This is a genomic window from Xanthomonas sp. NCPPB 2866 (assembly GCF_041475745.2).
Classification (GTDB): Bacteria; Pseudomonadota; Gammaproteobacteria; order Xanthomonadales; family Xanthomonadaceae; genus Xanthomonas; species Xanthomonas arboricola.
The window spans coordinates 3,897,966-3,910,483 of the sequence record NZ_CM192975.1; the positions used below are offsets into that span (position 1 = coordinate 3,897,966).

Annotated in this window: 8 protein-coding genes; 6 read left to right on the forward strand and 2 right to left on the reverse strand. The window is 66.2% G+C overall.

The genetic code is table 11. From position 1 onward, the window contains the following. The first annotated feature begins 55 nt into the window (after positions 1 to 55). The 4 genes from ACCQ04_RS16525 (at position 56) to ACCQ04_RS16540 (ending at position 6,499) form a co-directional block, all read left to right on the forward strand. On the forward strand, positions 56 to 1,228 hold the full coding sequence (locus tag ACCQ04_RS16525) for an OprO/OprP family phosphate-selective porin (RefSeq protein ID WP_016902551.1): 1,173 nt from the start codon (positions 56 to 58) through the stop codon (positions 1,226 to 1,228). A 202-nt stretch (positions 1,229 to 1,430) separates the two neighbouring features. Then, positions 1,431 to 4,079, forward strand: coding sequence for a hybrid sensor histidine kinase/response regulator (locus ACCQ04_RS16530; RefSeq protein WP_372358568.1), 2,649 nt, complete (start codon positions 1,431 to 1,433; stop codon positions 4,077 to 4,079). 294 nt (positions 4,080 to 4,373) lie between these two features. Continuing rightward, the gene (locus ACCQ04_RS16535; protein ID WP_102255967.1) at positions 4,374 to 5,723 is read left to right on the forward strand and encodes an MFS transporter; all 1,350 of its coding nucleotides are present in this window, start codon (positions 4,374 to 4,376) and stop codon (positions 5,721 to 5,723) included. Beyond that, complete coding sequence (locus ACCQ04_RS16540) at positions 5,720 to 6,499, forward strand: substrate-binding domain-containing protein (protein WP_179465237.1); 780 nt, start codon at positions 5,720 to 5,722, stop codon at positions 6,497 to 6,499. Before ACCQ04_RS16535 ends, ACCQ04_RS16540 begins: the two co-directional genes overlap by 4 nt. On the opposite strand, the gene ACCQ04_RS16545 is transcribed toward ACCQ04_RS16540, so the two are convergent. Beyond that, positions 6,491 to 7,393 carry a LysR family transcriptional regulator gene (locus tag ACCQ04_RS16545; RefSeq protein WP_026064333.1) on the reverse strand — a complete coding sequence of 301 codons (903 nt, stop codon included), beginning with the start codon at positions 7,391 to 7,393 and terminating at the stop codon, positions 6,491 to 6,493. The genes ACCQ04_RS16540 and ACCQ04_RS16545 overlap by 9 nt on opposite strands. Before the next feature lie 365 nt (positions 7,394 to 7,758). Here ACCQ04_RS16545 and ACCQ04_RS16550 point away from each other — a divergent pair, with 365 nt between their 5' ends. Together ACCQ04_RS16550 and ACCQ04_RS16555 are read left to right on the forward strand one after the other, a co-directional pair. Next, positions 7,759 to 9,879, forward strand: a complete 2,121-nt coding sequence (locus ACCQ04_RS16550) for a TonB-dependent receptor (protein WP_226427424.1) — start codon at positions 7,759 to 7,761, stop codon at positions 9,877 to 9,879. 703 nt (positions 9,880 to 10,582) lie between these two features. Then, on the forward strand, positions 10,583 to 11,653 hold the full coding sequence (locus ACCQ04_RS16555) for an aldo/keto reductase (RefSeq protein ID WP_226427425.1): 1,071 nt from the start codon (positions 10,583 to 10,585) through the stop codon (positions 11,651 to 11,653). A gap of 193 nt (positions 11,654 to 11,846) precedes the next feature. Here the strand turns inward: ACCQ04_RS16555 and ACCQ04_RS16560 are convergent, their stop codons facing one another. Continuing rightward, the gene (locus ACCQ04_RS16560; RefSeq protein WP_024938967.1) at positions 11,847 to 12,485 is read right to left on the reverse strand and encodes a response regulator; all 639 of its coding nucleotides are present in this window, start codon (positions 12,483 to 12,485) and stop codon (positions 11,847 to 11,849) included. Between the last annotated feature and the right edge of the window lie 33 nt (positions 12,486 to 12,518).

The window sequence follows — 12,518 nt, forward strand, 5'->3', positions numbered from 1 at the left end:
GTGCGACCGCCATGGCAGGACGCCCGGCCCCTTCTCCTTGCCGAAGACCACACCTATGCGCCTCAATCCGCTCGTTCTCGCGTTGGCCATCGCCGCCGCGCCCGCTGCCGCCAATGCGGCCACCTCGCTGGAAAACTGGCCCACCAAATACACCTTCGGGGATGGCACCGAGCTCGGCCTGACCGGCAACTATGCCTACGACGACAACAACTTCTCAGGAGACGACCGCCTGGAAGACCGCACCGACTTCCGCCGCAAGGAATTCGGCGCCACCCTCAAGAAGAAGGGCGTCTACGACGCCATGGTGTATTTCGACTTCGAGTCCAAGCTGTGGCTGGACGTGTTCTTCCGCGTCGAGACCAAGGCGCTGTTCGGCCAGGACTACGGTCGCGTGCGGATGGGCTACATGAAGGTGCCAGTGGGTCTGGAAGCGGTGCAGAGCTCGCGTGCGGGCAGCTTCATGGAACTGGGCCTGCCGATCCAGGCGGTGTTCCAGGGCCGTCGTACCGGCGTGGAATGGACGCTGGAGCGCCAGCAGTACCTGCTGCAGGCCGGCGCCTACGGCGGCAAGGACCTGCAGGGCGACAACCCGGGCACCACCCAGGCCGTGCATGCCGCCTGGACCCCGTTCAAGGCCGAAGGCAACGTGCTGCACCTGGGCCTGGCCGGTTCGGTGGAAAACCCGCGCGGCTTCAGCGACGGCCGCGGCGTGTCGTTCAGCCCGCGCGTGCGCCTGCGTGCCCGCCCGGAAGCCGGCCTGACCGACGTGCGTCTGATCGACACCGGCACCATTCTCGATGTGGACCACGTGATCCGCGCCGGCGTGGAAGCGGTGTGGATCCACGGCCCGTTCTCGCTGCAGAGCGAAGCGCTGCGCGCCGAGGTGGCGCGTAACGACAACCTGCCGCATTACATCGCGCAGGGCCAATACCTCTATGGCACCTGGACGCTGACCGGCGAGTCGCGCAGCTATGCCGGCGGCGTACCGGGCAACATCAAGCCGGCGCACGACTACGGCGCGGTCGAGCTGACCGCCCGCTACAGCCGCCTGGATCTGGAAGACAACCGCGTCAGCGGCGGCCGCCAGCACGACACCACCATCGGCGCCAACTGGTACCTCACCAGCCACTTCAAGATGCAGGCCAACTACAGCTGGGTGGATGCCACGCGCAACGGCGTGCATGAAACCCCGCATGTGATGGAGCTGCGCGCGCAGGTGCAGTTCTAGCCTTATCGCGCAACGCTGACCCAGGCCTGGTCGGCCGCGGGCTGGCTTCGGTTGACCGCTTCAACGCGGCAACCTGGCCGCTCACGCAGCATGCAGCCCACTGCGGCCGCCTCCTTCCGGGGATGCGGCCGCAGTCATTTTTGGGGGGCGCCGTGGCGGCGATGGCTGCACGATGCATCGGCGCACCGCCATACTTGTCAGCATGTACGCTTCGCAACGCCGCCGTCTGCTGCTCACCCTGACCATCGTGTTGGGCGGCATGCTGGTGGCCATGCTGGCGGCCGGGCATTTTGTCGAACAGAACGCCCTGCACGAGGAAAGCGCCACCGTGCGGCGCCAGCTGCGCCTGTACGCGCAGGCCCTGCAGCAACGCATCGATCGCTATCGCACGCTGCCACAGATCCTGGCGCTGGACCCGGAACTGCGCGCGGCCGTTTCCGGCCCGCTGTCGCCCGCGCAGGTGGAGCGGCTCAATCGCAAACTGGAGCGCGCCAACAATGTCACCCAATCCTCCACGCTGACGCTCATCAACCGCGACGGCATTGCGCTGGCTGCCAGCAACTGGCGCGCAGCGCGCAGCAACGTGGGCGTGGACTACGCCTTCCGCCCGTATTACCAGCAGGCATTGGCCAACGGCAGCGGCAGTTTCTACGGCATCGGCATGACCACCAGCGAACCGGGCTACTTCCTGTCGCAGGCCATCGTCGATGCCGGCGGCCAGGTGCAGGGCGTGGTGGTGATCAAGATCGCGCTGGCCGCGCTGGAACGCGAGTGGTTGCAGACCCCGGACATCGTGCTGGCCTCCGACGCGCATGCGGTGGTGTTCCTGGCCAGCCGCCCACAGTGGCGCTACCGCATGCTGGCCCCGCTGAGCCTGCGCGACCGCAGCGAATTGCGCAGCACCCGCCAGTACGCCGACCAGGGCCTGCTGCCGCTGCGGCGCCGGCTGATCGAGCAGACCGGCAACGGTGGCGTGCTGGCCGAGGTCAGCGACCCACCGCTCGCCGGCCCGGTGCTGTGGCAGACCCTGGAGGTGCCCGAAAGCGGCTGGCGCCTGCATCTGCTGCACGACACCCGTGCCAGCGCAGCGGCCGGCCGCGCCGCGGCGATTGCCGCGGCCGGTGCGTGGTTGGCACTGGCCTTGCTGTGGTTGTTCGTGCAGCAGCGGCGGCGCCTGTCCGCATTGCGTCAGCGCAGCCGGCACGAGCTGGAAACGCTGCTGCAACAACATGCCGAAGAACTGCGTACCGCGCAGGATGGCGTGGTCACCGCCGCGCAACAGGCCAACGCCGGTCTGAGCCGCAGCCTGGAACACCTGCCGCAGGGCGTGGTGGTGATCGACGAGGCGCTCAATCTGGTGGCGTGGAATTCGCGCTATGTGGAGCTGTTCCGCTTCCCGCCCGAACTGCTGAAGATCGGCCGGCCGATCGAAGACCTGTTCCGCTTCAACGCACGCCGCGGCCTGCTCGGACCGGGGCCGATCGAAGCGGCGATCGAACGCCGCCTCAATCATCTGCGCAGCGGCAAACCGCATATGCGCGAGAGCGAAAAGGAAGACGGCACCGTGCTGGAAATCCGCGGCAATCCGCTGCCCGATGGCGGATTCGTCACCAGCTATGCCGACATCACCAGTTACAAGAACGCCGCGCGCGAGCTGCGCTCGCTGGCCGATGCACTGGAACACCGCGTGGCCGAACGGACCCGGGACCTGGCCGCGGCCAAGCGCGAGGCCGAGAGCGCCAATCGCTACAAGACCCGCTTTGTCGCCTCGGCCGTGCACGACCTGCTGCAACCCCTCAACGCCGCGCGCATGTTCGTCTCGGTCCTGCGCGGACAGGTGGGCGAGGCCGGCAGCGCGCGCGTGGTCGACAACATCGAAGGCGCGCTCGCCGCGCAGGACGCCATCCTCAACAGCCTGCTGGATATCTCGCGGCTGGAGGCCGGCAGCCTGAAGACCCAGGTGCGCGATTTCGCCATCGCCCCGCTGCTGGAAACGCTGGCCCGCGAGTTCGGCATCCTGGCCGAAGACCGCGGCCTGGTGCTGGACTGGGTGCCCACGTCCGCGGTGGTGTTGAGCGATGAAAACCTGCTGCGGCGCATCCTGCAGAACTTCCTGTCCAACGCCATCCGTTACACCCCGCGCGGGCGGGTGCTGATCGGTTGCCGTCGTCGCGGCGGCTGGCTGCGCATCGAGGTGCACGACCAGGGGCCCGGCATTCCCGAGGCCTTGCAGGAAGAGATCTTCGAAGAATTCCGGCGCCTGGATGACGGCGTGGCCAACGATCGCGGCGCCGGTCTGGGCCTGGCCATCGTCGAGCGCATCGGCCGGCTGCTAGGCCACCGCATCGGCCTGCGTTCCACGCTGGGCAGCGGCAGCGTGTTTTCGGTAACCGTGCCGCTGGGCGAACGCGCTGCGATCGTCAGGCAATTGCCGCCGCCAACCACCACCACCGCAGAAAACGCCAACGACCCGATCCTGCACGGCTGCCGCGTGTGGTGCGTGGACGACGACCCGCGCGTGTGCGAGGCCAGCCGTGCCCTGCTGGAACGCTGGGAATGCCGCGTGGACTTTGCCGGCGGACCCGACGAGGCATTGGCCACCGCCAGCCCCGACGAGGTGCCGGAGCTGTTGTTGCTGGATGTGCGCATGGGCGAGCACTACGGCCCCATGCTGCTGCCGCAGTTGGTGCAACGCTGGCAACGCGAACCGCGCGTGATCCTGGTCACCGCCGAAGCCGACCCGGCGCTGCGCGAACACGCGCTCGACCTGGGCTGGGGATTCCTGACCAAGCCGGTGCGCCCGCCCGCGCTGCGCGCACTGGTCACCCAGATGTTGTTGCGGCGCGGATAGGTTGCCCGGCTGCCGGCACGGCATGCGGCCTAGCAGTTGATGCAGAGCGACAGATCTGCGCATCGGCAGCTCGAGACAGCGTTCGTTTCTACTCCCTGGATCGATAAACGCCCACGTCTCGCGGACTCCCTGCATGCACCTGCTGCATGCCACGTTCGTCGCATCGCCGCCAGGTCGAGTCGAGCATTGCTCCGGGGCGGGTTGATGTTCAACGCGCATCAGTCGATGAGAAAGCAGCAATTATCAATGCCGGCCCGCTCCACCAGAATCGATCGCCTCACCTATCAGACGCACGTGCATACCTATCGTGGAGGGCGATCTATGCAGACTTCGAACCTTGAGGCAACGCGACAGTCGAAACTGGGGATGGTGCTGAGGGTGACCTCGGGCAACTTCCTCGAGCAGTTCGACTTCTTCCTGTTTGGTTTCTACGCAACCCAGATCGCCGCGGTGTTCTTCCCGGCGAGCAACGAATTCGCCTCGCTGATGATGACCTTCGCAGTGTTTGGCGCAGGCTTTCTGATGCGCCCGCTGGGCGCGGTGATCCTGGGCGCCTACATCGACGATGTCGGGCGCCGCAAGGGCCTGATCGTCACCCTGGCGATCATGGCCAGCGGCACCGTGCTGATCGTGCTGGTGCCGGGCTATGCCAGCATCGGTTTGTGGGCACCGGCACTGGTGCTGCTCGGACGGCTGCTGCAGGGCTTCTCGGCGGGTGCCGAAATGGGCGGTGTGTCGGTGTATCTGGCCGAGATGGCCACGCCGGGGCGGCGCGGCTTCTATGCCAGTTGGCAGTCGGCCAGCCAGCAGGTGGCCATCGTCGCTGCGGCCGCCATCGGCTATGCGCTCAACCAGCTGATGCCGCCGCAGGATCTGGCGCAGTGGGGCTGGCGGATTCCCTTCGCCATCGGTTGCGTCATCATCCCCTTCATCTTTTTGCTGCGGCGGCGCCTGGAAGAGACTGCGGAATTCGCGCAGCGCACCCAGCGGGTGACGATGAAGCAGGTGATGCGCGGGCTGGCGAACAATGCCGGCACCGTGATTGCCGGCGGCTTGATGGTGGCGCTGACGACGACCGCGTTCTATCTGATCACCGTGTACGCACCGACCTTCGGCAAGAGCGTGCTCAAGCTCAGCACCGGCGACGCCTTGATCGTGACGCTGCTGGTGGGCATCTCCAACTTCCTCTGGCTGCCGATCGGCGGCGCGCTCAGCGACCGCTTCGGCCGCAAGCCGCTGCTGGTGACCATGGCGGTGGTGTGCGCACTGAGCGCCTATCCGGTGCTCGCGTTCCTTGCATCCGCACCGAGCTTTGCGCACATGTTGCAGGCGCTGCTGTGGCTGTCCTTCCTCTACGGCATCTACAACGGTGCCATGATTCCCGCGCTTACCGAACTGATGCCGGCGCATGTGCGGGTGGCGGGCTTCTCGCTCGCCTACAGCCTGGCCACGGCAGTCTTTGGCGGGTTTACGCCGGTGATGTCGACCTGGCTGATCCATGTCAGCGGCGACAAGGCGGCCCCTGGGTACTGGTTGGTGTTCGCGTCGGTGTGCGCACTGTTGGCGACGCTGTTCCTGTATCGCCGGCATGGCAACGCAGCGGCAGCGACCGGCCTCGATACGGCTGCGGGAGCGGCGAAATGATGCGGGCTCTCTGGAAAAAATTGCTCGCTGCGGTTGTCACCACGGCCCTGCTGTCGCCGGCCGCAGCCGCGCAGGATCTGACCGTGATGACCTCCGGCGGTTTCACCGCCGCCTTCGAACGTCTGGCGCCGCAGTACAGCAGGCAGACCAGGGTGAAGGTTGCGACACTGCATGGCCCTTCGATGGGGCAGACGCCGCAAGCCATTCCCAACCGGCTTGCGCGTGGCGAGCATGCCGATGTGGTGATCATGGTGGGCAGCGCGCTGCAGAAACTGATCGATGCGGGACTGGTGGATCCGGCATCGCGGGTGGAGCTGGCCGATTCCCGGATCGGCATGGTGGTGCGCAGTGGCGCACCCAAGCCGAAGATCGATACCGTCGAGCAGTTCAAACACGCGTTGCTGCAGGCCGATTCCGTTGCCTATTCCGACAGCGCCAGTGGCGTCTATATCGAGACCACGCTGTTCAAGCAGCTGCAGATCCAGGGCCCGATGATGGCCAAGAGCCGCAAGATCGAACGCATCCCGGTGGGCTCGGTGGTGGCCGACGGCAGTTATCAGTTGGGCTTTCAGCAGGTGGCCGAACTGCTCCCGGTGGCAGGCGTGGATGTTGTCGGCAAGATCCCCGAACCGCTGCAGTCGATCACGCGCTATGCGGCAGGCGTGCCGGTCAGCGCGGATCATCCCGCAGCGGCCAGGCGCCTGCTTGCCTACCTGCAGTCGGGTGACGCGCAGGCGGTTGCGCGCGCGACCGGCCTGGATCCGGTCTCACCGTGAGCGCGCGGGCATCCGTCGCACCAGTTCCGCCAGTTCGAGCGCGGTCGGTGTCAGCGTCCGCCCACGGCGTTTGAGGATCCCCACGTTGCGCAGCACCTCCGGTTCGACCAGCGGCACCGCCGCCAGCACCGGATGCGGGCCGGAGGGCATGGCGATCGAAGGAACGGCGGCAATGCCGACGCCGGCCTCCACCAAGCCCAGCAATGTAGTGACGTGGCGGGTTTCGCAGATGCTCGGCTGCTCCGGCGTAAATGCAGACAGCGCCCGGTCCAGCACCAGCCGGTTGCCCGAGGTCTTGTCGAGCGTGATGTAGTCATGGCCATATGCTTCCTGCCAGCTGACCTGCTCGCGCCCGGACAGGGGATGGTCCCGGCGGCAGGCGATCACATAGCGCTCCTGCAGCAACGGCTCGAACTCGACCTCCGGTGCCAGGTTGCCGCTGAAGCTGACGCCGAAATCCGCCTCGCCGGAGGCCACTGCCGCACTGACGTGACTGGCGCTGCCATCGAACAGCCTGATGCGGATCTTCGGAAACAGCTGATGCAGCCCGTGAATCGCCTGGGGCATGAAGTAGTACGCCGCAGACGGCACGCACGCCACGGTCACCGTGCCCATCCGGCTGGATCCGGCATCGCCGATGCTCATCAGCGCCATGTCCAGGTCGTCGAGCATGCGCTCGACCTGCGGCATGAACGCCTGCCCGACTGTGGTGAGCGCGACCTTGCGCGTGGTGCGCTCGAACAGCTTGACGTTCAACGCCGACTCGAGCTTGTCGATCCGGCGGCTGAGCGCCGGCTGGGTGATGCGGATGCGTTCGGCAGCGCGGCGGAAGCTGCCGTTTTCGGCAACGGCGCGGAATGCCTGTAGATCGTTGAGGTCGAATTTGATGGTCACGATGCCGCGGCTGCGATGTTCGATGGCGGTCGCCATAGCATAGACAGTTGCCTGCTGCGCTGCGTGCGCAGACGCGTGCAGATGCGGCGCGCGCGGCTTGCAACATTCGTGCATGAGGTCATCGCCGCAGGAATGCACAGGCCTGTTTCCGACGCAGGTGATACCTGCACGCGCGGCGCATGGCTCGGGCATCGCCGCGATGCTGCCAACGCGCGCATTCGCAGCGCACGAAGCTGCGGCATGCCCAGCGTGGCGGCGCTCGCGCCTGCTAGAATGGCGATAATGATTCCCATTTAATCTTCACCTTTCGCGTTGCCGTGCACGTGCTGCGTCTGTGCCGGCCGCGCCTTGGAGTTCCTTGCCCGATGAAGTCTCCCGCCTCCGGATCGGCCGGCATGCCGTTCGTTGCCGCCTTCTGCCTGCTCGCCTCTGCCACCGCGTCCGCGCAATCGGACGTCACCGACACGCTGGACACCGTGGTGGTCGCCGCCTCGCGCTCCAACATGACCGTGGCCGAATCGCCGCAGACGGTGTTGATCATCGACAAGGCGCAGATCCAGCAGCAGCTGACGATCTCCAGCAATTCCTCCGACGTGCTCGCCAACCTGATCCCCTCGTACACGCCCAGCCGCGGCAAGATGAATGGCAGCGGCGAAACCCTGCGCGGGCGCACGCCGTTGATCCTGATCGACGGCGTGCCGCAGTCCAATCCGATCCGCCCCACCGGGCGCGAAGCGCACACCATCGACTATGCGATGGTCGAGCGCATCGAAGTCATCCAGGGCGCCAATGCCATCAACGGCCTGGGCGCCACCGGCGGCACCATCAACATCATCACCCGGCGCCCACAGGACGGCTCGTTGAATCAGCACATCGACGTGCAGGCCACCGCACCTACCTCCGAAACGCGTGCGGAAACCAGCAGCGTCGAGACCCGCTACCGGGTGGACGGCCGCTCGGACAGGCTCGATTACCTGTTCTCGGCCAGCTACAGCGACCAGGGCCTGTATGTGGATGGACAAGGCCGGCCGATCGGCGCCGACAACACCCAGGGCGACCTGATGACGTCCAAGAGCTACGACGTGCTGGCAAAGCTCGGCTACGCGCTCACCGACACCCAGCGCCTGAGCGTCAGCGTCAACCGCTACCGCATCAAGAACGACAACGACTACATCGGCGTCGCCGGCAACCGCGCGCAAGGCCTGCCCACCAGCTCGGTGCGCGGCACGCCGCAGGGCACCGCGCCCTGGAACGATGTGCTGACCTCCAGCCTGTCGTACACCCATGACGATCTGGCCGGCATGCAGCTGAGCGCGATGGTGTTCAACCAGGAATTCGAAGGGCTGTTCGGTGCCGACAACTCGTCCACGTTTCAGGACCCGCGCATCGCCCCGGTCGGCACCTTGTACGACCAATCGCGTTCGGTCGCCTCCAAGTGGGGCAGCAAGATCACCCTGACCAGGGACGACCTGCTCGACAGCCGGCTCAAGCTCACCGGCGGCGTCGACCTGCTGGCCGACACCGGCAAGCAGGATCTGTACGGCACCGGGCGCACCTATGTGCCCGAGTCGGACTACCGCAATCTGTCGCTGTTCGTGCAGGGCGAATACAAGCTGCTGCCCGAGCTGACCCTGCACGCCGGCGTGCGCCGCGAAGAAGCCGAGTTGCAGATCGACAGCTACCAGACGCTGTGGCGCTACAACCGGGTCGCTGTCGAAGGTGGCACGCTCGACTTCAACCAGACCCTCTACAACGCCGGCCTGGTCTACACGCCGCTCGAGGGTGTGAGCTTTTTCACCAGCTATTCCGAAGGCTTCGGCATGCCGGACGTGGGCCGCGTGCTGCGCGCGATCAACACGCCGGGCACGCGCGTGGCCAGCCTGAGCACGCTGGAGCCGATCCTGACCAAGAGCGTGGAAGCCGGCACCCGCCTCACACGCGGCGCCGTCGATGCGGACCTGAGCTACTTCCAGTCCAACTCGGACCTGGGCACACGCGTGGTGCCGATCAACGGCGCCTTCATGATGAGCCGCGAGAAGACCCGCGTGCAGGGCGTGGACGCCAGCCTGGGCTATCGCCTGGATGCAGCGCATCGCCTGCGCCTGTCCTACGCCTACACCCGTGGCCGCTATGACAGCGACAACGATGGGCAGCTGGACGCACGCCTGGATGGGCTCAACGTGGCACCCAATCGGGTGATTGCCTCGTGGTCGGCGCAGTGGACGCCGAAGCTCTCCTCGTTCGTGCAGGCCCAGCATGCCTTCAGCCAATCCTTCGACGAGGCCGACAAGCGCTTCAGTGGCTACACGCTGGTGGATGCGACCTTCAACTACGCGTTGCCGCGTGGCGCAGTGCGCATGGGTGTGTCCAACCTGTTCGACAAGCAGTACATCACCTACTACTCGCAATCGGCCCTGGTCGAACCGCTACGCTACTTCGCCGGGCGCGGCCGCACCATCACGCTGGGCTATTCGCTGGATTTCTGATGGCGTGGCGTGATTGCCAGCAGCGCGCGCGATACGCCTGCGCACGCGTGCTGCTGCGCATGGATGCCGATTCGTTGCGTCATTTAGATGCAATCAACAGCCTAGGCGGTCGAGGGCGCGGTGCCCTCGCCGCACCAGAGAGCTTGTCGGTTGCTTTGCTAAAACCATACACGCCGACCAGCTCGACTGGTCCTTGCCCGTCCACCATCGCGGGACCTTACGCGGCATGGATGCCGCGTAAGAGCCTACACGGACGTACTTGCGGCGTGTCCTGCGAGGGTGGGCGGGCAAGGGCCCTGCAGCCAGCCCGCAGATCATCCTGACAACATGCATCGCGCATTGCTTGCAACATGCACACCGACTATCCCGACAGGTCCTTGCCCGCCCACCGTCGCGGGACCTTACGCGGCATGGATGCCGCGTAAGAGCCTACATGGACGTACTTGCGGCGTGTCCCGCGAGGGTGGGCGGACAAGGGCCCTGCAACGAAGTCGCAGACATCAGCGTCTTGGTCGCTCAATCGCCTCCCAGTAGCGCGCATTCCTGCGTGACGATGCCGAGTTGACGATCCGGACGATCCGGACGATCCGGACGATCCGGACGATCGGGCAAGGATGCCGGATCACCAGGCTCACGCCGACGCGGCGGCCCGCGGCACAGTGCATCGCAACACGCACAACGCCACTACCGGGAGACACACCGCATGAGTCAGACACTGTCGCTGGACCACTATCGCCTGCTCGGCCGCTCCGGCCTGCGCGTCTCGCCGCTGTCGCTGGGCACCATGACCTTCGGCGAAGACTGGGGCTGGGGCGCGGACGCGGACGAAGCCAGGCGCATCTTCGATGCGTATGCCGACCGCGGCGGCAATTTCATCGACACCGCGGTCAACTACACCAACGGCGGCTCCGAGCGCATCCTCGGCGCGCTGCTCAAGCACCGCCGCGAGCGCTTCGTACTGGCCACCAAGTTCACCATGGCGCGCGATCCGGACAACATCAACGCCGGCGGCAACCATCGCCTCAACCTGATCCGCTCGGTGGAGACCAGCCTGCGCCAGCTCGACACCGACCGCATCGACCTGCTGTACCTGCACGCCTGGGATTTCACCACCTCGCCGGAGGAAGTGATGCGCGGGCTGGAGCATCTGGTGCAGTCGGGCAAGGTGCTCTACCTCGGCATCTGCAACACCCCGGCCTGGCGGGTGGCGCAGTTGCAGACACTGGCCGACCTGCGTGGCTGGTCGCCGCTGGTGGCGCTGCAGATCGAATACAGCCTGGTCGAGCGCAGCGTCGAACACGAGTTGCTGCCGATGGCACGCGAGCTGGGCCTGGGCGTGTTGCCATGGTCGCCGCTGGGCGGTGGCATCCTGACCGGCAAGTACAGCCGCGCCGATCTCTCCGACGACAACGCGGCCGAGGTCTCGACCAGCCGCAAGGGCGTGATCGCCTCGACCGGGCATCTCAATGCACGCTCGCTGGAGATCGCCGATGCGGTCGGTGCGGTCGCCCAGGAACTGGGCGCCTCGCGCTCGCAGGTGGCACTGGCCTGGACCTTGCGCAATCCGGCCGTGGTCTCGCCGGTGATGGGCGCGCGCACGCTGCAGCAGGCCGAGGACAACTTCGGTGCGCTGGAAATCGTCTTGAGCGATGAACACCTGGCTCGGCTGGATCGGATCAGCGCGCTGGCGCCGATCTTCCCGGAACGCTTTATCGGCCGACCGATGGCGCAGCAGCTCATCTACGGCACCTACAAGGTGCAGTTACGCAGTTGATGGATGCATCGCCGACGGACGATCCGTCGGCAGCGATGCACTGCCTCACGTGCAATGATCTTTCACCGACAACGGCACGACCGATCAATCCGTCGCGTCATCACGCGTTTGCATAGCCGTTCTGCACGGCGCTGCGTCCCAGCACGTCATCGTCATCGCAAAACACGATGCAGCACACGATCACCAGGAGCGATCAGCCCTCGCCTTCCGGCTCCAGCGCCTTGACCAGCACTGCCGCCTGCGTGCGGCTGTAGCAGTCCAGTTTCTTCAGGATGGCGGTGACGTGCACCTTGACGGTGTTCTCGGCCAGCCCGAGTTCGTGTGCGATCTGCTTGTTGAGCAGGCCATCGGCCAGGCTCAGCAGTACGCGGAACTGTTGCGGGGTGAGCTGGGCGAGCTTGGAGGCCAGTTGCGCGTCGGCCTCCGAGCGCTCGGCAGTCATCGGCGGGAACCAGGTGCCGCCCTCCAGCACACTGGCCACCGCAGTGCCGATCGATTCGGCCGGAGTGGATTTGGGAATGAAGCCGGCCGCGCCGAACTGCTGCGCGCGCCGGATCACGCGTGGGTGATCGTTGGAGGAGATCACCACCACCGGGATGTCCGGATGCTCGCCACGCACGTGCAACAGCGCCGAGAAGCCGCGTGCGCCCGGCATCGCCAGGTCCAGCAGCACCAGCTCGGCCTGTGGGTGCGAGCGCAGCATCGCGCTCAGCGTGGCGGCGCTGGAGGCCTCCACCACATCGGCCTGCGGCAGGGTCTGCTGCAGCACATGGATCACGGCGGCACGGAACAACGGGTGGTCGTCGGCGACGAGGATGGTGAGATCGGCCATGCGCCAAGTCTGGCACATGGCTGTGTCGGTTTC

Coding starts and splice junctions, on each gene's coding strand:
- ACCQ04_RS16525 (WP_016902551.1), top strand. CDS start 56: ATGCGCCTCAATCCGCTCGTTCTCGCGTTGGCCATCGCCGCCGCGCCC.
- ACCQ04_RS16540 (WP_179465237.1), top strand. CDS start 5,720: ATGATGCGGGCTCTCTGGAAAAAATTGCTCGCTGCGGTTGTCACCACG.
- ACCQ04_RS16560 (WP_024938967.1), bottom strand. CDS start 12,485: ATGGCCGATCTCACCATCCTCGTCGCCGACGACCACCCGTTGTTCCGT.
- ACCQ04_RS16530 (WP_372358568.1), top strand. CDS start 1,431: ATGTACGCTTCGCAACGCCGCCGTCTGCTGCTCACCCTGACCATCGTG.
- ACCQ04_RS16550 (WP_226427424.1), top strand. CDS start 7,759: ATGAAGTCTCCCGCCTCCGGATCGGCCGGCATGCCGTTCGTTGCCGCC.
- ACCQ04_RS16555 (WP_226427425.1), top strand. CDS start 10,583: ATGAGTCAGACACTGTCGCTGGACCACTATCGCCTGCTCGGCCGCTCC.